The following is a 25131-nucleotide window of genomic DNA, read 5'->3' on the forward strand; positions in this document are numbered from 1 at the left end:
AATTCGCCAAGGGAGAAAAATCCGATGGCGCTTCGCTGGGTTCTACATAAAACAACAGCGGATTGGGCACCACCCGAATTTCCCTCAGGAGCGCCGAGCAAGGAACAAGCGGGGCGGGGTTTCGCCGAGGATGTTTGAGTGAGTAAAGTGAGCGAGTCCCGCAGGCGCTTACGCCAAAGCTTGGCGGCTTGACGCCTAGCGACGCGGTATCCCGCTTGGGCGGGGCGACTCGATTGTCCGCAGCGAGGGAACCGGCGAAGCCGGTGCGTATGCGGGTCACGCCAAAGCTCGGCGGCTTTGCCGCCTAGCGACGCGCGATGCAGAGCATACGCCGAAACTTGTGAGTGGAGACGAATAATGAATGCCGTATTCCAGCCGTGGCTTCGACGGTCTTTCGTCATAATAATTTTGGGGTGCTCGCTTCCAGTTCTTTCGTACGCACTGGAGGCGAAAAATGAAGCCGACGATGATTGCGTGACCCGGAATTTTGTTATTGAGTATCGCAACCCGAAGGAAAATCCAAGCGCCCCCAAGCTATTGGAAAAAATCCGCGCTGCAATAAATGGGAAAGTTATTTACAACGGACGGGTTATGGATACGTTCCACTCCTATTCTCGGAGGACGTGCATTCTCCGCGGGGAAGCGAAGGAGATACTTAAAAAACTAAAGAAAATGAACGAAGTTCAGCGAGTTGAGTTGGATTTGCCCGCGTACATCGCGATCTCCAATTGATGCTAGTTGTGAATGGCATTGTGGGCGTTTCGCTGGACATCAAACAAAGAAAATGGGAACGGCGCAACACCCCAAGTCCCGCAGGCACCTTCCCTGTCTCGCTTACTCCTTTTGGCATCAAAGGACTAAGCAGACCATTTACGGTAAATCGTTCCGCACATATCGGCCCATGGTTTTCCTCCCCTTTGCCAAGCGCCGAAGGAGTGGAGCGAGACCTAGGCTCGCGACCGACTGAGGGCAGCCCGGAGGGCCGCAAGGCGGGGTCGCCTTTTCTTTGGTTCATTTCTTTTGGCGAAGCAAAAGAAATGAACCCGTTCGCCGGGCGGAACCGGCATCAAAACCCCGCGCCGTAGGCGCTGCCCGCAGATTGGCGCGCCGTCTTAGCCTCTATCGCTTCACCCGCTTGAGGATCAGCAACACGTTGCTGGATCCTTCTTCGGATTTGAATTGTGTCGGCCGCTCATCCAGGTCCGAAGAATTGGGGGCGCAGAGCTTCAAGGTATCCCCCTGTAATTCATAGATTGCTCCGTTCACCGACCCTTGGTATTCCCCGTTCTGCGTCGTCATGTCGATCGCCTTCGGCTTTTCAAGGGGATGGAGCGTGATCTGGAACTGGCGAGGCGCCGCTTCGTCCGGACTTTCCCGCACGGTCATCACCGCCCCGCTGAACACCACTTGGCCGCGGCGCGCTTGGTCTTGGGCAATCTGGGCGCCATTGTTCACCACCTCAACGATGTCCCAAGTGCCTTGGAGCTGCTCCAGATCACTCTTGGCACCCTTGGCCTTTGCCTTGGCCAGCGCCCCACCGCTGATGACAAGCAATCCCAGGCACACCAGCACAACTAGCCGTTGCAGCATATTCACCCTTTGTAAAATCCCCGATTGCACGCTTTGTTTGCGATTCCCGTGTTTGTTGGACGCCGGCTTCACGCAAACGCGATTGTATTTGGCATTGTACTGGTTCAGCTTCCGGTGCGACGGCGAGCGTACAACGCAGGGCTCAGAAGGTGCATCGGGGCCTTGTATCTCGGAATGAGTCGCCAGGATGTGCTGCGGTTTTGTTTTTGCGGTGTTTTCATGCCAGCCATCCGCCGGATGGCATACACAGTTGAATCGCGCCGCAGGCATGACTAAATCACTACCCAGTCACCGCTCACGCTGAAAACACCAAAACCAAAAAGCCCAGCTTCTGCTGGGCTTTCTTTCATCCTTCGTGCCTTGGGTTCCACCTCCATCCAGCCTGAGCTGGATGAGCACCCGCACGATGCTGGATCAGTATTTGATGCAGGAGATGAAGTAGCTGCCACCAAAGCCCATGCGCAGGCCGTTGTACTGCGAGCCGGGCCACACTTGATTGCAATACTCCGGGCCGACGGTTTGCGAGCCGTGGATTTCGTAGTAACGCGTTTCGGCGGCGAAGGCATTCAGCATCAGGCCGGACAACAGTACACCCAGGGCAAATCGCTTCATGATCATTCCTATCGATGGTGAGAACGAGGGGGCACCACAATGTGGTGATGACTTATCTGGTAATTTTCGTATCAGCAAAGTCGAGTGAATAATAGCATTCGCTGATGTATTGCCAACGTACTTCCGTCCTCGACCGGTGGCGCTTGCTCACCTTGGCTTCGTGTGCATTTTTGCGCACTGGTTGGACAGGCGAAATCTAGCGGCTGCAGATTGCGCAGAGATGACGATGCGATCATCAATCGGCCTGGCCGCGTAACACCGGAACGACCTGCACGCCGGTGTTGCTGCGGCCGGAGAACCAGACATAACCCCCGGCCAGTGCCAGCAGGGCGGCAAAGGTACCGCCGAGCAGTGTGGCGAATTGCTGCAGCGGGCAGAGCGGTGGCGCGATCAGCCACCAGGCGATGCCCACCGGTACCGCCACGGCGATGGACAGCGTGGCGAGGCCCATCAGCCATTGGCCCCAGGTGCTCCAGATGCTGCGTGGCGGCTTCTGGCCGATATCGTCCACCGTCGGGCTGTCTGTCACCCGGGTCAGCGTGACGACGACCCGGCCGCGGTTGTTGCCGTACAGGCCCTGCGCATCGTTGGCGAAGAAGTAGAGGTAGCCAGCCTCCACCGGCTCGAACACTGCATCGGCGCCAACGGCATAGGTGGGCACGGCGATCTGGTCGTTGCCGGGGTCCGGATTGTGGCCATGGCCGATCACGGCAATCAGCGAGAACCAAGGCGCCTTGGGCACACGGCGCAGGGGGTTGAAGAAGGAACGCAGCGGCCCGGCTGGGCCCCCGGCCGCGCTGCTGCGCAGATCACGGTCCAGCCATTCGCCCTCGGCGTGCACCCGATAGCGTTCACCACGCTCAACGAACACGCCCGGCGCATTCCAGTAGTTGTAGGCATAGACGTCGAAGCGGCCATGCTCGCCCAGAGCCAGCCGGGTGCTGTCGCGATAGGGCGCGTCGTTGATCGGCGGCTGTGCCACCCGCCGGAGTGCGAGCGGGTGCGGCTGCTGCCAGTAGGGCGGCGCGGGCTCGGTGCCGGCCAGCAGCGGAATATGCCGGGGTACGGCCCCGAGCACGTTGTACAGCGTGGTGAGGTTGTCGTGCATTGGTGCGCGCCAGTCCACACCGGCCACTTGCTCGGCCATGGCGGGATCGTAGATGGCGCCCTGGGTTTGCGCTTCGTCCATCATCCAGCGCAGCGTGATCTGCGACAGTCCGCTTTCCAGGTAGCCGCCGCCCACGTCGGCATGCACGCCGGGGAACCACACCTGCCGTATGCTCTGGCCAGGAGCCGGCTGTGCCACGTGCCACAGCGTGGGGGTGAAAGGCTGGCGTTGCTCGTCGATGGCAACGGCCTGGCGAGCGGTCTCTACGATGTCGCTCAGCTGCAGATCATGGAAGCGGTTGTTGCAGCTGGGGCAGAGCCAGGCCAGCAGCCGGGTGAACCAGCGCGGCCCGGATTGTGGGATGCCAAGGCTGCCCACCGTATCCCACACGCCCAGAAAGCGGATGGGTGGGCGCGGGTGGGCGGCTTCAGCCTTGCCAAGCGCGGTGCGGTATTGCTCGAAGCGCACGTGCGTCGGTGTGCCGTCCGGCTTCAGGTTCTTGCGTTGCTGGTAGTGGGCGTAGGCGTGGTCGACCTCGTCCCACGATGGATGGCGGATCAGCCCGCAATAGGCGATGAAGCCGACCAGGCTACGTGCAGTGAAGGCGCCGCGCGAGAAGCCAAGCACGAAGATGTCGGCACCATCCTCGTATTCGTCGCCCAGCCATTTGTAGGCGCTCTTGATGTTCTTGTTCAGGCCGCTGCCGAAGGCGCCGCCGCTGAGCCGCACCCACAGATCCTGGCCGGTACCAACGCCAGGGTGGTAGTACACGCGCTGTTCGGTATCGTCCGCTACCGGGCCACGGGCAACGGCGTTGGCGAACTTCAGGACGTTGGTCGGGGCCAGCAGGCCGAACTCGCGCTGCTGGGGTTCGTTCCAGGTGCCATCGCAGCAAATGAAGAGGCGCTTGCGGCCCATGCTTTTACTCCCAAGGGTTGATGTCATATGCATGAAAGCCGCCGCGCTTCATGTCGTCGCCCGCTTCCGACGGGCGGTTGCAGCCAGCGCGGGCCCGCTTTATTTAAAGGGGCATAAGTATGAAATATTTTCTACGTAAGTAAATGTTGGCCTCCTGTTCGGCTATGCTGCCTGCGCTGTGCGAACCGAATGGAGGAACACATGGATAAGCAACGCACGCTGGCAGCTCTGCTGGCCCTCGCCATCGCTCTGCCTGCAGAGGCCGTATTGATTGATTTCGAGCAGTTTCCCGCCCCCGGCAAGCTGCCCCGCGCGCCGACGTTTGCCGAAGACGTGCAGATGCGCACCTGGGCGCCGAGCGGCGGCTACCAAGTGGTGCAGGGTGATCCGGATGAACATGGCAGCAAGCTCGTCTCCGCCACTTCGGGCTACGGCCGGGTGGCCGTCTGGCGCGACAGCCCGCCGATCGATTCCTATGATCCACTCAAGTTGTGGTCCATCGACGTCCGCACCTCGGGCGCGTTGCGCCTGACCTGGCTCTATGCCGATGGCAGTGGCGAATTCGGCAATATCGTGTTCGATGAGGCACAGACTGGCGATCGCTGGCAGTCCTTCGATCTGGCTGCGCTTACCGGCGGCCGTGCCATTCGCCAATTCGAATTCGAAGCATTTGCAAACAGCAATGGCCAGTCGCGCTTTGAATTCGACAATATCCTGGTCACGCCGGTGCCGGAACCGGCTGCCTACGCACTGATGGGCTGCGGATTGTGTGCATTATGGCTACGCCGCCGACGCAGTGTATGAACGGCAGTATTCACAAAATTTGCAGGCGTGATTTGCTTGTCATAAGCCTTTGACTCATCAGGAAAAATACTGATGGCGATGGCCGAAATGGGCGCCAGGCCGCAATTTTCCGTGGATTTGAAAACCAAGCGGATCAATTGATCCGCTTTTTTTGAATTTGCAATTCATTATTTAATGAATTATTGATTTTGTTTGATTCAGTCTTTTGCAAGAACCCTGAATGAATCGGCCCCTACATTGGAATGGTGTCCAATTTGGATACGCTTCAGGGGGCAAACATGAATGTTTTAAGCAGGCGAGCCGTATTGCCATGGCTGTTGCTGGCCGCGTCGCTCGGCGTGGCTCAGGCGGGCGATATGGTGCTCGAGGGCAGGGATGTGTTCTTTCACATCGATCAGGGCCGGCAAGAGTTGTACGGGCTGACGGGCACGGTGGTTGGCAACACGCTCTGGCTGGAGCGGGCAGGGCAGCGCGCGCTGGCGCTGCTCGATGCCACGCTGCCGGAGACCCAGTTCCATGAGGGCAACACCGAGGCGGGTGGCTTGCCCGGCAGCGCCCAACCTTGGGCGATCTGGGTCGAAGCCAAGCAGCAGCGGGGCATCGTGTTGCTGCGGACCATGCCGGAATGGTCGGTGACCGGCAATTACACCGCACCGTTCACTGGCGGTGCGGCGCTGGAAGTGGGCGCGGTGAGCCGTGGCATCACGCCATACAGCTTTCTGCAGGATGGCAGCAGCCTTGGCGTGGTGACCGAGCAGACGTTGACGCTGCGCGGCGAGGCAGGCAGCTGGGGCGTGCCAGAGGTGAGCGAGGCCGAAACCCGCGAATGGCGCTCCGCCGAGGCGCTGGCACAACCACAGCAGGCGCTGGGAATCCAGCTCACTTACTCGGCGGTGTTGGCGATCGATGATGAGGCGGCGCGGGTCGGCATTGCGCTCAAGCGGGTTGGTGTGGAGGCGATTACGGCGCTCAGGCATTAGGGGCGCCAGCAGCAACAAGGCCACCCCGTGGGGTGGCCTTGTCGTTTGCTGCGATGCCGTTACAGCGTGACGGCGTGCTCGCGGGTAGCGTGGAACTGCAGCTTGGGCCAGCGCTCCTGGATCAGCTCCAGGTTGACGCGGCTGGTGGCCAGGTAAGCCAGGCTATGGGCGGCATCGCGCGCCAGGTTGTTTTCCAGCTGCTTCTCGAAATCGGCCAGCATTCTGGCGTCGTCGCAGGTCACCCAGCGCGCGGTATAGATGCTGGACGATTCGAACACCGCCTCGACGCCGTATTCATTGGCGAGGCGACTTGCCACCACTTCGAACTGCAGCACGCCGACGGCGCCGAGGATCAGGTCGGCACCGTTGAGCGGCTTGAACACCTGCACTGCGCCTTCCTCGCCGAGCTGCTGCAGGCCTTTCTGCAGCTGCTTCAGCTTCAGCGGGTTCTTGATCCGCACCACACGGAACAGCTCCGGCGCGAAGTAGGGAATGCCGGTGAACGATAGCGCCTCGCCCTCGGAGAACGAATCGCCGATCTGGATGTTGCCGTGGTTGGGCAGGCCGATGATGTCACCGGCGTAGGCCTCTTCCACCTGCTCGCGGCCCTGCGCCATGAAGGTGACGACCGAGTTGGCGGCAATGTCGCGCCCCAGTCGCAGGTGCTTGAATTTCATGCCGCGCTCGAAGCGCCCGGAACACACCCGCAGGAAGGCGATGCGGTCGCGGTGCTTCGGGTCCATATTGGCCTGGATCTTGAACACGAAGGCGGAGAACTTTTCCTCGTGCGGCGCCACCGCGCGCACGGTGGCATCGCGTGCCGATGGCGGCGGTGCCCAGTCGACCAGCGAATCGAGGATTTCGCGCACGCCGAAGTTGTTGATCGCCGAGCCGAAGAACACCGGCGTCAGCGTACCGGCGAGGAATTCCTCCAGCACGAACGGGTGGCTGGCGCCCTGCACCAGCTCCAGCTCCATGCGGGTATTGCCGATTTCCAGCGGGAACAGCTCATCGAGCCGCGGGTTGTCGATGCCGTCGATCACTTCCACTTCGTCGAGCGGGCCTTGGCCGGCGCGGAACAGGATCACCTGATCGCGCAGGATGTGGTACACGCCGCGGAAGGTCTTGCCCATGCCGACCGGCCAGGTGATCGGTGCACAGCGGATCTTGAGGATGCTCTCGACTTCGTCCAGCAGCTCCAGGTTGTCGCGCACTTCCCGGTCGTACTTGTTCATGAAGGTGACGATGGGGGTATTGCGCAGCCGGCAGACGTTGAGCAGCTTGATGGTCTGCGCTTCCACGCCCTTGGCGGCATCGATCACCATCAGCGCGCTGTCCACGGCGGTGAGCACGCGATAGGTGTCTTCCGAGAAGTCCTGGTGGCCCGGGGTATCGAGCAGGTTCACCACGTGGTCGCGGTAATCGAACTGCATCACCGACGACGCCACCGAGATGCCGCGCTGCTTCTCGATCTCCATCCAGTCGGAGGTGGCGAACTTGCCGCCCTTCTTGCCCTTGACGGTGCCGGCCATCTGGATCGCGCCCGAGAAGTACAGCAGCTTCTCGGTCAGCGTGGTCTTGCCGGCGTCGGGGTGGGAGATGATGGCGAAGGTGCGACGCTGCGCGACTTCGCGGGCGATCTCGGTCATGGTGTTGATGCGCTGGGAAAAAACGCGTGATTGTACGGCAAGCGCTGCCGGGCGACGAGGGCAATCGGCCCGGCCAGCCGTGGACTTTCGCTAGTGCTTGGTGCGGCGGGTGTCGGCCGGCAGCAGCAGCGTGAATACGGCGCCGCCATCCGGATGATTGTTCGCCGAGACCTCGCCGCCGTGGTCCTGCATGATCTGGCGGCTGATGGCGAGCCCCAGCCCGGTGCCGCCGCCGCCCTGGCGCACCCGGCTGCTCTGGATGAACTTGTCGAAGATGATTTCCTCTTCGCCTTCCGGAATGCCCGGGCCATGGTCGCGGATGGCCAGCCCGACCCCAGGCATGCCGCTCGCCAGCACGGTGAGCTCGATGAACTCGATCTCGATCAGGCCATCCTGCGGGCTGAACTTGATGGCATTGGACAGCAGATTGACCACCACCTGCATCAGCCGCGCCCGATCGAACACCGCGTAGAGCGGCAGCGTGCTCTCGTCCACCTGCAGGCGCAGCTGCCGGCTGGCCAACAGCGGCGCGATCTCCTGCGTGGCGCCGAACACCGTCTGCTGCAGGTTGTTGCGCACCTTGTCGTAGGTCATGCGGTTGGCTTCCAGCCGCGACATGTCCAGGAGGTCGTTCAATAGCACCAGCAGCCGGTTGCCGGACGAATGGATGCGCTCGAAATAGCGTGACAGGCTGGTGGTCTCGCCCTTGCCGGCCTTGGAGAGACCCATCTCGGAGAACGACAGGATGGCGTGCATCGGCGTGCGCAGCTCGTGCGACATATTGGCAAGGAAAGCCGACTTGGCGATGTTGGCGGCCTCGGCGGCTTCCTTGGAATCGAGCAGCTTCTTCTCGATTTCCTTGAGGTGGGCGATGTTGGTGAGGAAGGCGAATGCGTATTCCACCTGCTGGTCGTCGTCCGGGATCACCGCCGAGTTCACCAGGAACGGCTTGACCATGCCACCCACGGTGGAGATCGATACTTCGCCGATATGGTTGGGCGCCACATCGGCGCCGGACAGGTGCTCGGGGAAGATCTGCTTGGCGGTATCGCCCCACAGCTGCGTCGGCAGTTGGCCGATCAGGTCCTCGCGGCGATAGCCGAGCAGCTGGCAGAACGCCTGGTTGACGTCGACGATGTGGTGACCGGCATCGATCAGGATGAAGCCGTCGGCGGTGGTGTCAATGATGGTGCGCTTCAGGCGTTCGGATTGGCGCAGCGCCTGCGCCGCGATGCGCTGGGCGGTCACGTCCTCGATCACCGCGATCACGCCCTTGCTGGCATCGCCCGGCACCAGCGCCTTGGCGTAGACCATGGCCCAGAAGCTGGAATGGTCGCGGCGGAACAACTCGACTTCGCCGCGATAGACGCCGCCGGTGCTGATGCGTGCCCAGATGGTCTGGTACATCTCCTCGTAGCGCTCCGCCGAGGCGTACAGCGAATGCGTGGGCATGCCGATCAGGTCGGTGGCCTCGAAGCCGAACAGCGTCTCGAACGCCGGGTTGACCAGCCGCACCGTGTGCTTGACCGACAGCATGATGGCCAGTGGGCTGGCGTCGAGCACCGTGCGGATCTCGGCTGTGCGCTCCAGCACCAGATCCTGCAGGTGGTCGCGGTGGCGGCGCAGTTCGCGCTCGGTGTTCTGCTGCTCGGTGATGTCGCGCAACGTGCAGCAGGCATAGGCCTCGGCGTCGAATTCAATATGGTTGAGCGTGATTTCCACCGGCTGCAGATGGCCGCCGGCGCCGCGCAGGTGGGCGTTGAGGATGCTGCGCTTTTCCTGCAGCAGCTTGTCCCACAGCGCTTCCCACTGCACTTCGCCGAGCTCCGGGATCAGGTCGATCAGCCGAGTGTGCAGCAACTCCTCGCGTGCCAAGCCGCTATGTAGCTCGGCGGCGCGGTTGGCATAGCGCAGCGCAGCGCCGCGGTCGGCCCACAGCACCACATCCGGTGCTTCATCCACGGTGAACTGAGTCAGGTGCAGCCGCGATTCGATCTGTTCCACCCGCTTGAGCTGGCGCAACAGCAGGTAGAGCAGCACGGTGACGATCAGCATCAGCGCCACCACGGCAATCAGCCGGGTCATCAGATCGCTGCGGAATTTGGCGAGCGAGGCGTCGAGGTCGACCGACACGCGAATGATCAGCGGCAGGTCGCCATTGCTGGCGTGGAACACCGTCAGTCGTGCATTGCCGCTGGCATCCTTTTCGCTGTAGGCACTGGCGCGGCGCAGCCGCTTGGCCTCGAACTCCAGTGGCGAGCCTTCGCGCAGGTTGCCGCCGAGCGCCTTGGGCTCGAACGGATAGTTCAGCAACAGCATCCCGTCGCTGCGCATCAGCTCGATCCGGGTGGTCGGTGCAAGCTTCAGCGACTGGTAGAAGCTGAGAAAGTACTCCGGCTCCACCCCTGCCAGTACCACACCACCGAAGCTGCCGTCGAGGCGGTTGATGCGGCGGGTCACCGGGATCAGCCACAGGTTGTCGGTGCGGCTGATCAGCGGCTTGTCGATGCGCAGCCGCAGGTCGTCGAAGGTGCGGTGGTAGCTGAAGTACTCGCGATCCGCCAGGTTGACGCGGCGGATCGGGTATTCCAGGCCGTGGGCACGGATGGTGCCGGTCGAATCGATGGTGATGATGCCGCGCGTCTGCGGCGTCAGTGCCGTCTTGTCGCGCAGCAGGATGTGCATCGAGTATTCCTCGGCCTGATCCACGCCGCCCAGCGTCTCCAGGCTCTCGACGATGTTCTGCATGCCTTGCTCGACCGAGACGAAGGTTCGCGTCGCATGCTCGTCGAGCGAGCGCGCCAACTGCAGCTGCTGCCGTTCCAGGTTGTCCACCGTCAGGTGGTAGTCGCGCACCGTCACCCACACCAGCGCGAGTGCAGAGGCGACCAGCAGCACCACGTAGAGCACGATCAGCCAGGTGCGCAGCGGTTGCAGCGAGGTGGACGACTCGTCGGAGTGAGCCAGTGGCGGAGGCAGGATCATGGCGTGGTGGTCGTGGCGCCGGCCGCCTAGCGCCGGCTTTCCAGTGCTTCCCAACGTTCGAGTTTTTCGAGCAGGCTGAGCTCGATTTCCTCGATTCTAGCCTGCATTTCGCGCGCCTTGAGCGGCGCATCGCGATAGAGGTTGGGATCGAGCAGGCCCTGTTGCAAATCCGTCTGTTCCGCTTCCAGCGCCTCGATCTCGCCAGGCAGCCGTTCCAGCTCGCGCTGCTCGTTGTAACTCAGCTTCTGCGAGCGCGGCTTGGCGCGTTCGGGGCCTTTCTCGGTGGCCGGTTCGGTTTTCTTGGCCGGTGCCTGCAGTGCGGCCTGGCGCGCACGCGCTGCCTGCCAGTCGCTGTAGCCGCCAACGTTCTCGGCGAGGCGACCCTCCCCCTCGAAGGCGACGGTCTGCGTCACTACGTTGTCGAGGAAGGCCCGGTCATGGCTGACCAGGAACACGGTGCCCGGGTAGTCGGTGAGCAGTTGCTCCAGCAAGTCCAGCGTTTCAATATCCAGATCGTTGGTCGGCTCGTCCAGGACCAGCACGTTGGCGGGCTTGGTGAACAGCATGGCCAGCAGCAACCGGTTGCGCTCGCCGCCGGACAGCGATTTCACCGGGCTGCGTGCGCGCTCCGGCGCGAACAGGAACTCTTCCAGGTAGCCCATCACGTGCTTCCTGGCGCCGCCGATCTCGACATAATCCTTGCCCTGGCCGATCACGTCGACGATGGCGGCTTCCTCGTCGAGCTGGGTACGGAACTGGTCGAAATACGCCACCTGCAAGTTGGTGCCGCGCTTGATGCGGCCGCTGTCGGGCTCGATCTCGCCGAGGATCAGCTTGAGCAGCGTGGTCTTGCCGACACCATTCGGGCCGATCAGGCCGATGCGATCGCCACGGATCAGCCGGGTGCTGAAGTCGCGCACGATCACCTTCTCGCGGCCGCTCTCGTCGCGGAACGATTTGGCGACGTGCTCGAACTCGGCGATCAGTTTGCCGCTTTTCTCGCCGGCATCGAGCTGGAAGCCGACGTTGCCGACCCGCTCCCGCCGTGCCGCGCGATCGCGGCGCAATTGCTCCAGTCGGCGCACACGCCCTTCGTTCCGGGTGCGGCGCGCCTCGATGCCCTTGCGGATCCACACCTCTTCTTGCGCCAGCACCTTGTCGAACTTGCGGTTCACCACTTCCTCGGCAGCCAGCATGTCGGCCTTGCGCAGCTCGTAGGTGCTGAAGTTGCCTGGAAAGCTGGAGAGGCGGCCGCGATCGAGCTCGACGATGCGGTTGGCGACATTGTCGAGGAAGCGCCGGTCGTGGGTGACGAACAGTACGCTGCCGGCGTAGTTGTTCAGCAGGCCTTCCAGCCATTCGATGGCGCTGACGTCGAGATGGTTGGTCGGTTCGTCGAGCAGCAGCAGCTGTGGCTCGGCCACCAGCGCGCGTGCCAGCGCCACACGTTTCTTCCAGCCGCCGGACAGGGCATCGACGCGCTCGTCGGCCGGTAGGCCCAGGTGGGAGAGGGTGGTGGCGATCAGTGCATCGAACTTCCAGCCATCGCGTGCTTCCAGTGCGTGCTGCAGTTCGGTCAGTCGCGCCAGCGCGGCTTCGCTGCCATCCTGCGATTGCGTGACGTGGTGGTAGTCCTTGAGCAATTGGTGCAGGTCGCCCAGGCCTTCGGCCACCGCATCGAACACGGTGGCCCCTTCGGGGAACTGCGGCTCCTGCGCGACGAAGGCGACGCGGACATCCTGCGCCACCCGGATGGCGCCGTCGTCCAGCCGGATGGTGCCGGCCACCGCCTTCAGCAGCGACGACTTGCCCTGGCCGTTGCGGCCGATCAGTCCAACCCGCTCGCCGGGCTCCACCGTCAGGTTGGCGTGATCGAGCAACGGCCAGTGACCGAAGGCGAGCGAGGCGTTTTCGACGAGCAGCAAGGGCATGGAACAGTCCGGGCGGAAAATCGCGCGATTATACCCTCCGGGCAAGCCGGGTCGCGGCTTCACGCAGCAGCGGGTGGCAACGGACACCGGTCGGCGCACCGCGGCCCATCGGCGATAGCCGGGCCGCGCACCGGGTTTGTGGTTAGAATCCAGCCCATGCGCATGATTTCATTGCTTCTTTTGCGAGGCTGCCTGACGCTTGCCGCCTGTCTGCTGGCCATGCCGGCCTGGGCTGCCGTGGCCGGCAAGGACACCGAACACCCGCAGCTTGATGCCCCCACCGAGCTGGCCGGTGCCGACTATGATCCGGCCAATCCACCGCGCCGGCTGCGCGTGCTGATTGCCAAGGGGCCGACGACCTTCTTCTTCCGCAACGGCGCGCCGCATGGGGTCGAGCAGGCCATGCTCTACCAGCTGGAGCTGTTCCTGAATCGCGCCCGTCCGGCTTCGCGCCCACCTACCCGGGTGCTCTATGTGCCGGTGGAGGCGGGTGAACTGATCCCGGCGCTGATGGCCGGCCGCGGCGACATGGTGGCCGGCCTGATGCCGGTGATCCCCGGTGCGAGTCAGCTGGTGGACTACAGCCTGCCTTACCTCGAGGATCAGTGGTGCCTGGTGCGCCATCGCAGCCAACCGGCCTTGCCCGATCTTGCTGCGCTTGGAGACAAGCCGCTGACCGTACCGCGCGCCAGCTACGCCAGGCGCCTCCTGGCGAGCGACGCCAAGGTGACGCTGATGGAGGCGGCCGACGGCGTCGACAGCGAAAACCTGCTGCTGGCCATGAATGGCGGCGGCGATACGGTGACGCTGGCAAGCCAGTATGTGTTCAAGCTATGGCAGAAGCGCCTGCCCAACCTGCGCATGGACGGCTGTCCGGCCGGCAATGTATCGCTGGCTTGGGCCGTGGCGCCGCAGCACCCGGGCTTGCTGGCCGAGCTCAATCGCTTCATCGCCGCCAAGGGCGGCAAGCTCGCAAGCGCCGCTGCCGCGGAAACGCAGCGCTTTTTGCCCAGCGACGGCAAGGCCAGCCTGCCGGAGCAGGCCGGCTCCGGGCTCGACCGCCTGGCGGTGCTCGCGCCGGTGTTCCAGGTGGTCGCGGCGGCCAACAATATGGACTGGCTGTTGCTCGCTGCCATCGGCCAGCGCGAGAGCAAGCTCAACCCGGTGGTCCGGCAGAACGGCCCCACCGGCATCATGCAGGTCAACCCCAGCACCGCGCGCAAGATGGGGGTGAAGGACCCGCACGGCAACGAGGGCAACATCACCGCGGCCGCCAAGTACCTTGCCTACCTGCGTGGCATGTTCGCCCGGCCGGATATCTCGCCGGATGATCAGCTGTTCTTCATGCTGGCCGCCTACAACGCTGGCGAGGGCCGGGTCGCCCAGATCCGCCGCCAAGCCGCGAAGGAAGGGCTGGATCCCAACCGCTGGGGCGGCAATGTCGAGATCGTCGCCCGGCGCATGGTCGGTCAGCGCCTGCTCGATTACGTCTCGTCAGTGAACCGCTTCTACCTCGCCTACCAGGCGGCAGACCGCAGCAAGAGCAGCAAGCCCGCGCCAAAGGCAGACGCGGCTAGCGCCGCTGCTGAGTAGTGTGTGACGGTAGTTGGCCGTGCCGGAGGTGTTGCAAAAGCCCAAGAAGCGGCCTGCCCTGACGTGGCAGGCGATGCTATCGCCGCGGTCGCGACGCTCAGGCCTGCAGCGCCTGCAGCAGATCGGTTTCCACTTGGCGCAGCGCGCGCTCGTCGCCGAGTTTCTGGCCCGAGATCAGGAAGTTGTCCTCGGCGCGTTCGCCCAGCGTCATGATCTTGGCGGACTGAATCTCGATGCGGTGCGCGGCCAGCACGCGTGAGATGGTCGACAAGAGGCCGGTGCGATCACCGGCGACGATGGACAGCACGTGGTACTTGCCGCGCTCGTCCGGCCGCACCAGCACGTGCGGCTGCACCGGGAAGTGCTTCTGCTGGCGCGAGATGCGCGCCTTGGGTGCCGGCGGCAGCGCGCCACCTTGGGCGATGGCGTTGGCGAGTTCGTATTCGACGAAGCCGATCAGGTCGCGGTAGCTGCCGACACGTTCGTCCGGGATGTAGATGTAGAAGCTGTCGAGCGCGTAGCCATGCTGCGTGGTGTGGATATGCGCATCGAAGATCGAGTAGCCGGCGCGCTCGAAGAAGGCGCAGATACGGGCGAACAGGTCGACGGCATCGCGGGTGTAGACCAGCACCTGCAGCCCTTCGCCCGATTCGGAGAGCCGTGCACTGACGATGGGCGCAGTGCTGTCGACGCGGGCATAGAGCTGGCGTGTATGCCAGGCGATCTCGCGGGCATCGTGCCGCATGAAGTAGACGGTATCGAGCTCGCGCCACAAGGCGGCTTCGGCATCCGGGCGCAGGCCATAGAGTCGCAGCAGCCGGCGCGCTTCATCCAGCCGCTCTTCCAGCAGCGAGCGGGCGTCGACATCGCGGCCGCGCAGCACGCGCATTGCGGCGTGGTAGAGATCTTCCAGCAGCTTGGCCTTCCAGGCGTTCCACACCTTGGGGCTGGTACCACGGATATCGGCGACGGTGAGCAGGTAGAGCGCGATCAGCCGGCGCGGCGTGCCGCATAGTTCGGCGAACTGCTGGATCACCTCGGGATCGTAGACGTCCTGCTTTTGCGCGACGTGCGACATGGTGAGGTGGCGCTCGACCAGCCAGGGCACCAGCTCGGCATCGTCCGGGTGCAGCGGGTGACAGGCGCAGAAGCGCGTGGCGATGTCGCGGCCGATCTGGCTGTGATCGCCACCGCGCCCCTTGCCGATGTCGTGGAACAGTGCGGCGAGGTACAGTGCCTCGGGGCGCTCGAATTCCTCGATCAGCCGCGAGCACAGCGGGTATTCGTGGGTAAAGGCCGGCACGGCGAAGCGGCGCATGTTGCGCAACACCATCAACGTGTGTTCGTCCACCGTGTAGACGTGAAACAGGTCGTGCTGCATGCGGCCGACCAAGTGGCCGAACTCGGGGATGTAGCGACCGAGCACGCCGTACTGGTTCATGCGGCGTAGTGCACGGGTCAGGCCGCGTGGTTCGCGGAACAGCTGCAGGAATAGTGCCTTGTTGTGCGGGTCGGCCCGGAAGGCATCGTCGATCTGGGCGCGGGCGTGCCATAGCGCACGCAGCGTTTCGGGCGCGGCGTCGGCGATGTCGCGCTGCTGGGCCAGCAGCACGAACAGCTCCAGGATGGCCGACGGCGTGTGTCGGAACACCTCGGGCCCGGCGATTTCGATCACGTCGCCGCGCAGGTTGAAGCGCGGGTTGATCGCGACGAGCTCGGTGCCGACCTGGCTGTAGATGCGGCTGCGCAGCGCCTGCACCAAGAGCGGCACCAGTTGGCCGACGATACGGGCGGCGCGATAGTAATGCGCCATCAGCTGTTCGCTGGCGCGGTTGAAATGGTCGTCGGTAAAGCCGAAATCGTGCGCCAGCCGGTGCTGGTAATCGAACAGGATGCGATCCTCGCGACGGCGGGCGATGCGGTGCAGCGCGATGCGATAGGTACGCAGCACCCGCTCGGCGCGGCGCAGCTTGAGGCTTTCCTCGCGGGTGAGCAGGCCCAGCGCGGCCAGCGCGCGCCAGTCGTGGCCCAGGCCGAGTGCGGCGGCGATCCAGCCGACGAGGTGCAGGTCGCGCAATCCGCCGGGCGCTTCCTTGATATTGGGTTCGAGCTTGTAGGTGGCGTTCTGGAAGCGACCGTAGCGGGCCTGCTGCTCGAACAGCTTGGCTTCGAAGAACGTCTTGGGATCGATGTGGCGGAATACCGCGTGGCAGAAGCGGTCGAAGCGATCGATGTCGCCGGCGAGGCGGCGCGCCTCGATCAGCGCCGTCTGCACCGTGATGTCCTTCTCTGCCTCGGCCAGGCAATCGTTGATGGTGCGCACCGAATGGCCGACTTCCAGGCCGATGTCCCACAGCTCGCCGACCAGGACCTCCAGCTCTTCCAGCAGTGCCGACGAGGGGTCATCCGGCAGCAGGATCAGCAGGTCGATGTCGGAGTGCGGATAAAGCTCGCCACGACCGTAGCCGCCGACCGCGACCAGCAGCACCTCGCCGGGAAACTGGTGACGTTGCCACAGCTCGATCAGCGTGGCATCGGTCAACCGGGTCAACCGCTTCAGCAGCGGGGCTGACAACCGAGGATCGTCGCAGCCAGCCAGCAGCGCCTGCTTGGCCTCGGCGTGGGCATCGCGAAGCGCGGCAACCGAGCGCACTTAGAGCAACCAGCTCTCGGGCTTGGATGGCGTACCGGCCGACTGGGTCAGGATCTCGTAGCCGGTCTCGGTGACGAGCACTGTGTGCTCCCATTGAGCGGACAATGACCGATCCTTGGTGACGATGGTCCAGCCGTCCGGCATGCCCTTGATTTCGCGGCGACCGGCATTGATCATCGGCTCGATGGTGAAAATCATGCCGGCCTTCAGCTCGGGCCCGCTGCCGTGGCGGCCGTAGTGCAGTACCTGCGGCTCCTCGTGGAACACGGTGCCGATGCCATGGCCGCAGAATTCGCGCACCACCGAATAGCCGGCATTTTCGGCATATTTCTGGATGGCCGCGCCGATGTCGCCCAAGTGGGCGCCCGGCTTCACCTGCTCGATACCGATCCACATGCAGTCGTAGGTCACGCGGGCGAGGCGCCGAGCGTGCGGCGCCACTTCGCCGACCTCGAACATGCGGCTGGTGTCGCCGTGATAGCCGTCCTTGATCACGGTGACGTCGATATTCACCACGTCGCCGTTTTTCAGCGGTTTGTCATTCGGGATGCCGTGGCATACCACCTGGTTGACCGAGGTACAGACCGAGGCCGGGTAGGGCGTGTAACCGGGCGGGCAATAGTTGAGCGGCGCCGGGATGGTGCCCTGCACGGTGACCATGTAGTCATGGCACAGGCGGTTGAGCTCGGCCGTGGTCACGCCCGGCTTCACGTAGGGCGTGATGTAGTCGAGCACTTCGCTGGCCAGCTGGCCAGCGATGCGCATCTTGGCGATGTCTTCCTGGGTCTTGATCGATATGGTCATGGCATACACCAAATGACAAGGAGAGGCTGCGCCTCTCCTCTATCAGTTTTGAATTGCAGATAGCGCAAGTTTAACGCTTTGCCGCCTCGGGCAACACGATATTCACTTCCAGCACCTCGAAATCGTCCTTCTTGTCGAGCTGGACCTTGATATCGTCGGCGCTGATGGCAACGTACTTGGAGATGACCTCGACCAGCTCCTTTTGCAAGGCTGGCAGGTAGTCCGGCGTGTTGCGGCCGGCACGCTCGTGCGCCAGGATGATCTGCAGCCGCTCGCGGGCGACCGAGGCGCTGGCTTTCTTCTCGCCAAAGAAATAACTGAGTATGGACATGCATCAGCCTCCGAACAGGCGCTTCCAGAACGGCGCCTTGGGTGCTTCGATGAAACGCAGCGGCTTGTCCTCGCCGAGGAAACGCGCGACCACGTCCTTGTAGGCTTCCGAGACATCGCTGCCGGCCAGATGGATGGCGGGCGTGCCGGCGTTGGACGCCTGCAGCACGGTTTCCGATTCCGGCACCACGCCGATCAGCGTGATCCGCAGCAAATGCTGCACATCGTCCAGCGACAGCATCTCGCCGGTGTCGACACGCTTGGGGCTGTAGCGGGTGATCAGCAGGTGAGTCTTCACCGCGCTGCCTTCCTCGGCCTTGCGGGACTTGGCGTCGAGAATGCCGATGATGCGGTCCGAATCGCGTACCGAACTCACTTCCGGGTTGGTGACGATCAGCGCCTCGTCGGCGAAGTAGGCGGCCATCAGCGCGCCCGATTCGATGCCGGCGGGGCTATCGCAAATGATGTAGTCGAAGCCGTCGTGCGTCAGCTCCTTGAGCACGTTCTCCACGCCCTCGCGGGTAAGCGCGTCCTTGTCGCGGGTTTGTGAGGCCGGCAGGATGAACAGGTTGTCGCAATTCTTGTCCTTGATCAGCGCCTGGCGCAGCGTGGCTTCGCCCTGGATCACGTTGATCAGGTCGTACACCACGCGGCGCTCGCAGCCCATGATCAGGTCGAGGTTGCGCAAGCCGACGTCGAAGTCGATCACGGCGGTCTTGAAGCCGCGCAGCGCGAGGCCCGACGCGAAGCTGGCGCTGGTGGTCGTCTTGCCGACGCCGCCCTTGCCGGACGTTACGACGATGATTTTTGCCACGGGGGTTGTCCTCTGGGGTTTATCCGTTGAGTGCCTCGATCACGAGCTTGTCCTGATCGAGCAGTATTTGTGCGGGTTTGGATTTGAGCGAGGCAGGCAGGTTGTCGTCCAGCGTGCGGTAGATGCCGCCGATGGAAACCAGTTCCGCCTCCATGCAAGTGGTGAAGATGCGCGCGCTGACATCGCCGCGGGCGCCGGCCAGCGCCCGGCCACGCAGCGGCGCGTAGACATGGATGTTGCCGTCGGCGATCACTTCGGCGCCGGCCGAGACCAGCGCCAGCACCACCAGATCGCTGCCGCGGGCGTAGACCTGCTGGCCGGTGCGCACCGGGCGGCTGACGATCATCGCCGGCACTGCTTTCTCGATCGGCTTGGTGGCGGGGACTGCCGGTGCGGCGTCATCGGACAGCACCACCAAACCCGCCTCACGGGCCGCGGCGCGCTGGCCGTCGTTGCCGCCGCGGGCAGCCACGGGCTTCAGCCCGAATTCGCGCAGCAGCTGGACGAGGGCGGTGACTTCGATTGCGCTCGGCATGGCCGGCAGGCTGTCGAAATCGACCAGGATCTGCTCGCCGCTGAGCATGTGCTCGCCCTGGCCCAGCTGCGCGGCGAGCGCTGCGCGCAACGCTTCGGCATCAAGCGTGGCCGGCACGAAGCCCAAGAGCTTCAGGCTGTTGCTGCGGAATTCGAAGGCGGCCGGCGTGTCGACGGGAAGGGGCATGGGAGCGGGCGATGGCGCAAAGCCCAGAGTTTACCGTCTCGACAGGGTGGGCGAAAGCCGGTGTTGCAGTGGCGTGAAACCGGTGCCGAGGCGCTTCAATACACGCGCCGGGTCATGCCGGTGCGATGCATGATGGTGGTGGCCAGCTCTTCGATCGACAGCGTGGTGGTGTTCAGGTACGGCACGCCCACGTGGCGCATCAGCGCCTCCGCCTCGGCGATCTCGAACTGGCAGTTGTCGCGGGTGGCGTACTTGCTGCCGGGCTTGCGCTCTTCACGGATCTGGCTCAGCCGTTCCGCGTCGATGGTGAGGCCGAACAGCTTGTTGCGGTAGGGTAGCAGCAGCTTGGGCAGCGTGTGCTGGCCGAAATCCTCGGGCGTGAGCGGGTAGTTGGCGGCCTTGATGCCGAACTGCAGTGCCAGATAGAGGCAGGTGGGCGTCTTGCCTGAGCGTGATACGCCGATCAGGATCACGTCCGATTCCGCCAGATCGCGTGGCATCACGCCATCGTCATGGCTGAGCGAATAATTCACCGCATCGATGCGGTTCTTGTATTCCTCGAAATTGGCAATCCCGTGTGATTTGCCGACGGTATGCGACGATTTGCGCCCCAATTCCTGTTCCAGCGGGCCGATAAAAGCCTCGAAGAAATTGAGCGTGAATGCCTCGGCAATCTGGAATACGTTGCGCAATTCATCATCAATCATCGTGCAGAACACGATGGGCCGGCACTGGTCGGTAATCGCCTGCTGACGAATCTTCTCCACTGCCTCGCGCGCCTTCTCGACGCTGTCGACAAAGGGCAGCGTGATGCGGCGGAAGTTCACGTCCTCGAACTGGGTCAGCAGCGTATGGCCCAGCATCTCGGAAGTGATCCCGGTGCGGTCGGAGACGAAAAAGGCGGTGCGGGGCATTCGGACTCCAGGTCACGTTGCTGCAGTGCACAGCAGCATACGGTCGTCATATCGGTTTGCCATTACGGGATAACCCCGATTCTGGCATTTCAAATGAAATCGCGGCATGTGCACGATTTACGTCGGAAATCCCCTACTGGATTACCCCACTAGGCGCTCCCCCTTCGCAGCCTAGAATGGAATCGAATCTTTTTGCAACGCAGCAGAGGCCAGCAATGACCACCAGCGACCGCGATGTGATCGAACTTTCCCAATTGCGCATGAGCGATGTCGACATCGTCGGCGGCAAGAACGCCTCCCTCGGTGAAATGATTTCCCAGCTTACCGCACGCGGCGTGCGCGTTCCCGGCGGCTTTGCCACCACCGCAGCGGCGTACCGTGAGTTCCTGGCGCAGGGCAACCTGGCTGGCCGCATCGACGATGTGCTCTCCACGCTCGACGTGGATGATGTGAAGGCGCTGGCGCAGGCCGGCCGGCTGATCCGCGAGCAGATCCTTGCCACGCCGTTTCCGCTGCGACTGGAAGCGCATGTGCGCGAACACTATGCCTTGCTGGGCGAAGGCGCCACGGTGGCGGTGCGTTCGTCTGCCACGGCCGAGGATTTGCCCGATGCCTCGTTCGCGGGGCAACAGGAAACCTTCCTCAACATCGTTGGCATCGACAACGTACTCGTCGCCATCCGCGAGGTGTTTGCTTCGCTCTATAACGATCGTGCCATCGCCTATCGCGTGCACAAGGGCTTCGATCACAAGCTGGTTGCACTGTCGGCCGGCGTGCAGCGCATGGTGCGCTCGGATCTCGGCGCTGCCGGCGTGATGTTTTCGCTCGATACCGAAACCGGCTTCGACCAGGTGGTGTTCGTTACCGCGTCCTATGGCCTCGGGGAAACCGTGGTGCAGGGCGCGGTGAACCCGGATGAATTCTACGTGCACAAGCCAACGCTGGCGGCCGGGCGCCCGGCCGTGGTGCGCAAGCACCTGGGTGGCAAGGCGCTCAAGATGGAATTCTCCCAGGACGCCACCGCCGGCCGCTCGGTGAAGACGGTGGAGGTGCCGCTGGAGCTGCGTCGCCAGTTTTCCATCACCGATGCGGAAGTCGAGGAGCTGGCGCGCTATGCCCTCACCATCGAGCAGCACTACCAGCGGCCGATGGACATCGAGTGGGGCCGTGACGGCGTCGATGGCCAGCTCTATATCCTGCAGGCGCGGCCGGAGACGGTGAAATCGCAGGAATCCTCCAGCGACAAGCTGTCCAAGTTCCGCCTCAAGCAAAAGAGCGAGGCGCTGACACACGGCCGCGCCATCGGCCAAAAGATCGGCCAGGGCCGGGTGCGGGTGATCCGCGATGTCTCGGAAATGGACAAGGTGGCCGCCGGCGACGTGCTGGTGTCGGACATGACCGATCCCGATTGGGAACCGGTGATGAAGCGCGCCGCCGCCATCGTCACCAATCGCGGCGGGCGTACCTGCCACGCTGCCATCATCGCACGCGAGCTGGGCATCCCGGCGGTGGTCGGCTGCGGCGACGCCACCAAGGTATTGCGCGATGGCGACGAGGTGACCGTGTCGTGCGCCGAGGGCGATACCGGCAATGTGTACGAAGGTCTCTTGGAGTTCGAGCGGCAGGATGTGGCGCTGGAATCGATGCCTCAGCCGCCGGTGAAGCTGATGATGAACGTCGGCAACCCGGAGCTGGCGTTCGAGTTCTGCCAGTTGCCGAACGAGGGTGTGGGCTTGGCGCGCTTGGAGTTCATCATCAATCGCATGATCGGCGTGCACCCCAAGGCGCTGCTGGCGTATCCCAACCTGCCGGCCGAGTTGAAGGCGCAGGTCGAGGAGCGCATGGCCGGCTATCGCTCGGCCGTCGACTTCTATGTCGACAAGATCGCCGAGGGTATCGCCACGCTGGCGGCGGCGTTCTGGCCAAAGAAGGTGATTGTGCGGTTGTCGGACTTCAAATCGAACGAATACGCCAACCTGTTGGGCGGGCCGATGTATGAGCCGCACGAGGAAAACCCGATGATCGGGTTCCGCGGCGCCGCGCGTTACGTCGATGCGAGCTTCCGCGATTGTTTCGAGCTGGAATGCCGCGCGGTGAAGAAAGTGCGCGACGTGATGGGGCTGACCAATGTCGAAGTGATGATCCCCTTCGTGCGCACCGTGCAGGAGGCGGCCGACGTGATTGCGCTCTTGGCCGAGAATGGTCTCAAGCGCGGCGAGGGTGGGCCGGATGGCAAGGCGGGCTTGCGCGTGATCATGATGTGCGAGATCCCGGCGAATGCGGTGCTGGCAGAGCGCTTCCTGCAGCACTTCGACGGTTTCTCGATCGGCTCCAACGACATGACGCAACTCACCTTGGGTATTGACCGCGATTCGGGCGGCCCGGTGTCGGTGAACTTCGACGAGCGCAACGATGCGGTGAAGGCCATGCTGGCGATGGCGATCCAGGCCTGCCGCACGCAGGGCAAGTATGTCGGCATCTGCGGCCAGGGGCCGTCCGATCACCCCGATTTTGCGCAGTGGCTGGTCGAGGAGGGCATCGAGACCATTTCGCTGAATCCCGATACCGTGGTCGAAACTTGGCTTTATCTGGCCAAGCAGGCAGCGCGCTGATGTCAGCGCAGGCGGGGTGTCAGCCGCTGCCACAGTGTGTCGATGGCTTCGCGGTGCGTGGCATAGAACTGCTGGTTCACCACCAAGTAGAGCGGATCGTCGACAAAGGGCAGTGGTAGCGCCTCGATACGGGTGGCGAGCTCCCCTTGCAGCAACAGGTCTGCTTCGCCTTCGATAGCCAGCACCAGCGCCAGGCGGCCGCTGGCCAGCTTGGCGAATTGTTGCTTCAGCTCGGCTGCGCCGTCGTCCACTGGTACGCCAAGCGCAACCAGCGTGTCCTTGTAGCCGAAGCCGCTTTGCACGCCGACGGCCCGATTGCCCAGCAGCGCGAAGCGGGTGCCATCCCAGTGTGCCGCACTGCCCTTGAGCCGGTACACCCGCACGCGCACGATGGCGGCGGCATGGCGGGCATCCGGCCGGGTATTGCCGCCGGGGTAGGCAACGACGGTGCTGTAGCGCGGATTACGGATGGCGAAGATGGCCTGCACGCGGCCGGTCTGAATTTCGGCCACGCAACGCCGCCGCGGGGCTAGGGTCCATTTCAGCTGCAGCGGCAACCCGACGATGGCCTGCTCGACCGCCCGCTGCGCCAAGCCACTGCCGTTGGGATGGCTGAGCGGTGGAAAGCCGGTATCGAGCGTACAGATCAGGAAATCGGGCGTGCCGGAGGTGGTTGGTGCAGCGACTGCCAGCGGCAGGCTGCAGCAAAGGGCGAGGGCGGCGAGACGGCGCATTTCGTTACTGGGCAGGGCCTACCTCAGACGGTATGCTCCCAGTATCCGGCGCACGCCGTGCTGACAAGCCAGGGATAAGGACACTGCGATGGCCCTCTCCCGTTCCGACTTCGACCAGTACATGGTACCCAACTACGCGCCTGCAGCCTTTGTGCCGGTGCGCGGTGCCGGTAGCCGAGTCTGGGACCAGGAGGGGCGAGAGTACGTCGATTTTGCCGGTGGCATCGCAGTGAATGCGCTTGGCCACTGCCATCCGGCCCTGGTCGGCGCGCTGACGGCGCAAGCGCAGCAGTTATGGCACGTTTCCAACGTGTTTACCAATGAGCCGGCGCTGGCGCTGGCGCAAAAGCTGGTGAGCGCCACCTTTGCCGACAAGGTGTTCTTCTGCAATTCCGGCGCCGAGGCCAACGAGGCCGCGCTCAAGCTGGCGCGCCGCGTCGCGATCGAGCGCCATGGCGAGAAAAAGCACAAGGTGCTGTCGGCGCTGAACAGCTTTCACGGCCGCACCTTCTTCACCGTCTGCGTCGGCGGCCAGCCCAAGTATTCGGATGGCTTCGGCCCCAAGCCGGGCGGCATCGAGTATTTCGAATACAACAACCTCGCCAGTGTGGAAGCGCTGATCGACGACGAAACGGCTTGCGTGATCGTCGAGCCCATCCAGGGCGAGGGTGGTGTGACGCCTGCCACCCGCGAATTCCTGCAGGGACTGCGCAAACTGTGCGATCAGCACGATGCGCTGCTGATCTTCGACGAAGTACAAAGCGGTGTCGGCCGTACTGGTAGCCTGTATGCCTACATCGACTACGGCGTGACGCCGGATATCCTCTCCAGCGCCAAGGGCCTGGGCGGCGGCTTCCCGGTTGGTGCGATGCTGACCACGGCCGAGATCGCCAAGCATCTGGCCGTCGGCACTCACGGCACCACCTATGGTGGCAATCCGCTTGCCTGCGCGGTGGCCGGCGCACTGTTCGATGTGGTCAGTCAACCCGAAGTGCTGGCTGGCGTGCGGCAAAAGCGTCAGCAGTTCGTCGAAGGCATTGCCGCGATCAATGCCAAGCTGGGCGTATTCAAGGAGGTGCGCGGTCTGGGGCTCTTGATCGGCGCCGAGCTCAAGGACGAATACGCCGGCCAGGCGCGCGAAATCCTGGCACTGGCGGCACAGCAGGGACTGATGGTGTTGATGGCTGGCCCGAACGTGATCCGTTTCGCGCCGTCGCTGGTGATTCCGCAGGCTGATATCGCCGACGGCCTGGCCCGCTTCGAGCGCGCGGTGACGGCCTTCGTCGGTCAATAAACACCGCCTTGCCAAAGCCGGGGCCGCCTGAGGGCGGCCTCTTTCCATTTCAGCGCTGTCCGATGCGCTGGCTGCTTTCCGGTAC

At 63.5% G+C, this 25131-nt stretch carries 19 protein-coding genes; 6 read left to right on the forward strand and 13 right to left on the reverse strand.

Going from position 1 to position 25131, the window contains the following annotated elements; translation table 11 throughout:
* Positions 1 to 357 precede the first annotated feature (357 nt).
* A complete protein-coding gene (locus FLM21_RS10595; RefSeq protein WP_148715539.1) occupies positions 358 to 732 on the forward strand; it encodes a hypothetical protein in 375 nt (124 codons plus the stop codon).
* A gap of 387 nt (positions 733 to 1119) precedes the next feature.
* On the opposite strand, the gene FLM21_RS10600 is transcribed toward FLM21_RS10595, so the two are convergent.
* From FLM21_RS10600 to FLM21_RS10610, 3 genes are all read right to left on the reverse strand, one after another.
* Positions 1120 to 1860: a TIGR03067 domain-containing protein gene (locus FLM21_RS10600; RefSeq protein WP_148715540.1), complete on the reverse strand. Its 741-nt coding sequence runs from the start codon at positions 1858 to 1860 to the stop codon at positions 1120 to 1122.
* 144 nt (positions 1861 to 2004) lie between these two features.
* Positions 2005 to 2202, reverse strand: coding sequence for a hypothetical protein (locus tag FLM21_RS10605; protein WP_148715541.1), 198 nt, complete (start codon positions 2200 to 2202; stop codon positions 2005 to 2007).
* 235 nt (positions 2203 to 2437) lie between these two features.
* Positions 2438 to 4228: a T6SS phospholipase effector Tle1-like catalytic domain-containing protein gene (locus FLM21_RS10610; protein WP_187359859.1), complete on the reverse strand. Its 1791-nt coding sequence runs from the start codon at positions 4226 to 4228 to the stop codon at positions 2438 to 2440.
* Between the two features lie 201 nt (positions 4229 to 4429).
* Here FLM21_RS10610 and FLM21_RS10615 point away from each other — a divergent pair, with 201 nt between their 5' ends.
* Positions 4430 to 5032 (forward strand): PEP-CTERM sorting domain-containing protein, encoded by a 603-nt coding sequence (locus FLM21_RS10615; RefSeq protein WP_246120705.1) that lies wholly within the window; start codon positions 4430 to 4432, stop codon positions 5030 to 5032.
* Positions 5033 to 5310: 278 nt separating this feature from the next.
* On the forward strand, positions 5311 to 6012 hold the full coding sequence (locus FLM21_RS10620; RefSeq protein WP_148715544.1) for a hypothetical protein: 702 nt from the start codon (positions 5311 to 5313) through the stop codon (positions 6010 to 6012).
* A 59-nt stretch (positions 6013 to 6071) separates the two neighbouring features.
* On the opposite strand, the gene FLM21_RS10625 is transcribed toward FLM21_RS10620, so the two are convergent.
* The 3 genes from FLM21_RS10625 to abc-f all read right to left on the reverse strand — a co-directional run bounded on the left by FLM21_RS10625 (position 6072) and on the right by abc-f (position 12577).
* Positions 6072 to 7661: a peptide chain release factor 3 gene (locus FLM21_RS10625; RefSeq protein WP_148715545.1), complete on the reverse strand. Its 1590-nt coding sequence runs from the start codon at positions 7659 to 7661 to the stop codon at positions 6072 to 6074.
* A 90-nt stretch (positions 7662 to 7751) separates the two neighbouring features.
* Positions 7752 to 10646, reverse strand: a complete 2895-nt coding sequence (locus tag FLM21_RS10630) for a PAS domain S-box protein (RefSeq protein WP_148715546.1) — start codon at positions 10644 to 10646, stop codon at positions 7752 to 7754.
* Between the two features lie 26 nt (positions 10647 to 10672).
* Positions 10673 to 12577, reverse strand: coding sequence for a ribosomal protection-like ABC-F family protein (gene abc-f / locus FLM21_RS10635; RefSeq protein ID WP_148715547.1), 1905 nt, complete (start codon positions 12575 to 12577; stop codon positions 10673 to 10675).
* Positions 12578 to 12739: 162 nt separating this feature from the next.
* Here abc-f and FLM21_RS10640 point away from each other — a divergent pair, with 162 nt between their 5' ends.
* Complete coding sequence (locus FLM21_RS10640; RefSeq protein ID WP_187359860.1) at positions 12740 to 14170, forward strand: MltF family protein; 1431 nt, start codon at positions 12740 to 12742, stop codon at positions 14168 to 14170.
* Between the two features lie 97 nt (positions 14171 to 14267).
* On the opposite strand, the gene FLM21_RS10645 is transcribed toward FLM21_RS10640, so the two are convergent.
* The 6 genes from FLM21_RS10645 to ppsR form a co-directional block, all read right to left on the reverse strand.
* Positions 14268 to 16823, reverse strand: a complete 2556-nt coding sequence (locus tag FLM21_RS10645; protein WP_148715549.1) for a [protein-PII] uridylyltransferase — start codon at positions 16821 to 16823, stop codon at positions 14268 to 14270.
* Positions 16824 to 17627, reverse strand: a complete 804-nt coding sequence (map, locus tag FLM21_RS10650) for a type I methionyl aminopeptidase (protein ID WP_148715550.1) — start codon at positions 17625 to 17627, stop codon at positions 16824 to 16826.
* Between the two features lie 70 nt (positions 17628 to 17697).
* A complete protein-coding gene (minE, locus tag FLM21_RS10655; protein WP_148715551.1) occupies positions 17698 to 17958 on the reverse strand; it encodes a cell division topological specificity factor MinE in 261 nt (86 codons plus the stop codon).
* A gap of 3 nt (positions 17959 to 17961) precedes the next feature.
* Entirely contained in the window at positions 17962 to 18771 is an 810-nt protein-coding gene (minD, locus tag FLM21_RS10660) for a septum site-determining protein MinD (RefSeq protein WP_148715552.1), read from the reverse strand.
* 19 nt (positions 18772 to 18790) lie between these two features.
* Positions 18791 to 19492, reverse strand: coding sequence for a septum site-determining protein MinC (gene minC / locus FLM21_RS10665; protein WP_148715553.1), 702 nt, complete (start codon positions 19490 to 19492; stop codon positions 18791 to 18793).
* A gap of 95 nt (positions 19493 to 19587) precedes the next feature.
* On the reverse strand, positions 19588 to 20406 hold the full coding sequence (ppsR, locus tag FLM21_RS10670) for a posphoenolpyruvate synthetase regulatory kinase/phosphorylase PpsR (protein WP_148715554.1): 819 nt from the start codon (positions 20404 to 20406) through the stop codon (positions 19588 to 19590).
* Positions 20407 to 20621: 215 nt separating this feature from the next.
* Between ppsR and ppsA the strand changes: the two genes are divergently transcribed.
* Positions 20622 to 23018, forward strand: a complete 2397-nt coding sequence (gene ppsA / locus FLM21_RS10675; protein WP_148715555.1) for a phosphoenolpyruvate synthase — start codon at positions 20622 to 20624, stop codon at positions 23016 to 23018.
* Between the two features lie 2 nt (positions 23019 to 23020).
* On the opposite strand, the gene FLM21_RS10680 is transcribed toward ppsA, so the two are convergent.
* The gene (locus FLM21_RS10680; RefSeq protein ID WP_148715556.1) at positions 23021 to 23752 is read right to left on the reverse strand and encodes a transporter substrate-binding domain-containing protein; all 732 of its coding nucleotides are present in this window, start codon (positions 23750 to 23752) and stop codon (positions 23021 to 23023) included.
* 88 nt (positions 23753 to 23840) lie between these two features.
* Here FLM21_RS10680 and FLM21_RS10685 point away from each other — a divergent pair, with 88 nt between their 5' ends.
* A complete protein-coding gene (locus FLM21_RS10685; RefSeq protein WP_148715557.1) occupies positions 23841 to 25046 on the forward strand; it encodes an aspartate aminotransferase family protein in 1206 nt (401 codons plus the stop codon).
* Positions 25047 to 25131: the final 85 nt, after the last annotated feature.

It is taken from the genome of Chitinolyticbacter meiyuanensis, from assembly GCF_008033135.1.
Classification (GTDB): domain Bacteria; phylum Pseudomonadota; class Gammaproteobacteria; order Burkholderiales; family Chitinibacteraceae; genus Chitinolyticbacter; species Chitinolyticbacter meiyuanensis.

Excerpts from the sequence above, each read along its gene's own strand:
- FLM21_RS10595 (WP_148715539.1), top strand. The coding sequence starts at position 358 with ATGAATGCCGTATTCCAGCCGTGGCTTCGACGGTCTTTCGTCATAATA.
- FLM21_RS10600 (WP_148715540.1), bottom strand. The coding sequence starts at position 1,860 with ATGCCTGCGGCGCGATTCAACTGTGTATGCCATCCGGCGGATGGCTGG.
- FLM21_RS10605 (WP_148715541.1), bottom strand. The coding sequence starts at position 2,202 with ATGAAGCGATTTGCCCTGGGTGTACTGTTGTCCGGCCTGATGCTGAAT.
- FLM21_RS10610 (WP_187359859.1), bottom strand. The coding sequence starts at position 4,228 with ATGGGCCGCAAGCGCCTCTTCATTTGCTGCGATGGCACCTGGAACGAA.
- FLM21_RS10615 (WP_246120705.1), top strand. The coding sequence starts at position 4,430 with ATGGATAAGCAACGCACGCTGGCAGCTCTGCTGGCCCTCGCCATCGCT.
- FLM21_RS10620 (WP_148715544.1), top strand. The coding sequence starts at position 5,311 with ATGAATGTTTTAAGCAGGCGAGCCGTATTGCCATGGCTGTTGCTGGCC.
- FLM21_RS10625 (WP_148715545.1), bottom strand. The coding sequence starts at position 7,661 with ATGACCGAGATCGCCCGCGAAGTCGCGCAGCGTCGCACCTTCGCCATC.
- FLM21_RS10630 (WP_148715546.1), bottom strand. The coding sequence starts at position 10,646 with ATGATCCTGCCTCCGCCACTGGCTCACTCCGACGAGTCGTCCACCTCG.
- abc-f (WP_148715547.1), bottom strand. The coding sequence starts at position 12,577 with ATGCCCTTGCTGCTCGTCGAAAACGCCTCGCTCGCCTTCGGTCACTGG.
- FLM21_RS10640 (WP_187359860.1), top strand. The coding sequence starts at position 12,740 with ATGATTTCATTGCTTCTTTTGCGAGGCTGCCTGACGCTTGCCGCCTGT.
- map (WP_148715550.1), bottom strand. The coding sequence starts at position 17,627 with ATGACCATATCGATCAAGACCCAGGAAGACATCGCCAAGATGCGCATC.
- minE (WP_148715551.1), bottom strand. The coding sequence starts at position 17,958 with ATGTCCATACTCAGTTATTTCTTTGGCGAGAAGAAAGCCAGCGCCTCG.
- minC (WP_148715553.1), bottom strand. The coding sequence starts at position 19,492 with ATGCCCCTTCCCGTCGACACGCCGGCCGCCTTCGAATTCCGCAGCAAC.
- ppsR (WP_148715554.1), bottom strand. The coding sequence starts at position 20,406 with ATGCCCCGCACCGCCTTTTTCGTCTCCGACCGCACCGGGATCACTTCC.
- ppsA (WP_148715555.1), top strand. The coding sequence starts at position 20,622 with ATGACCACCAGCGACCGCGATGTGATCGAACTTTCCCAATTGCGCATG.
- FLM21_RS10680 (WP_148715556.1), bottom strand. The coding sequence starts at position 23,752 with ATGCGCCGTCTCGCCGCCCTCGCCCTTTGCTGCAGCCTGCCGCTGGCA.
- FLM21_RS10685 (WP_148715557.1), top strand. The coding sequence starts at position 23,841 with ATGGCCCTCTCCCGTTCCGACTTCGACCAGTACATGGTACCCAACTAC.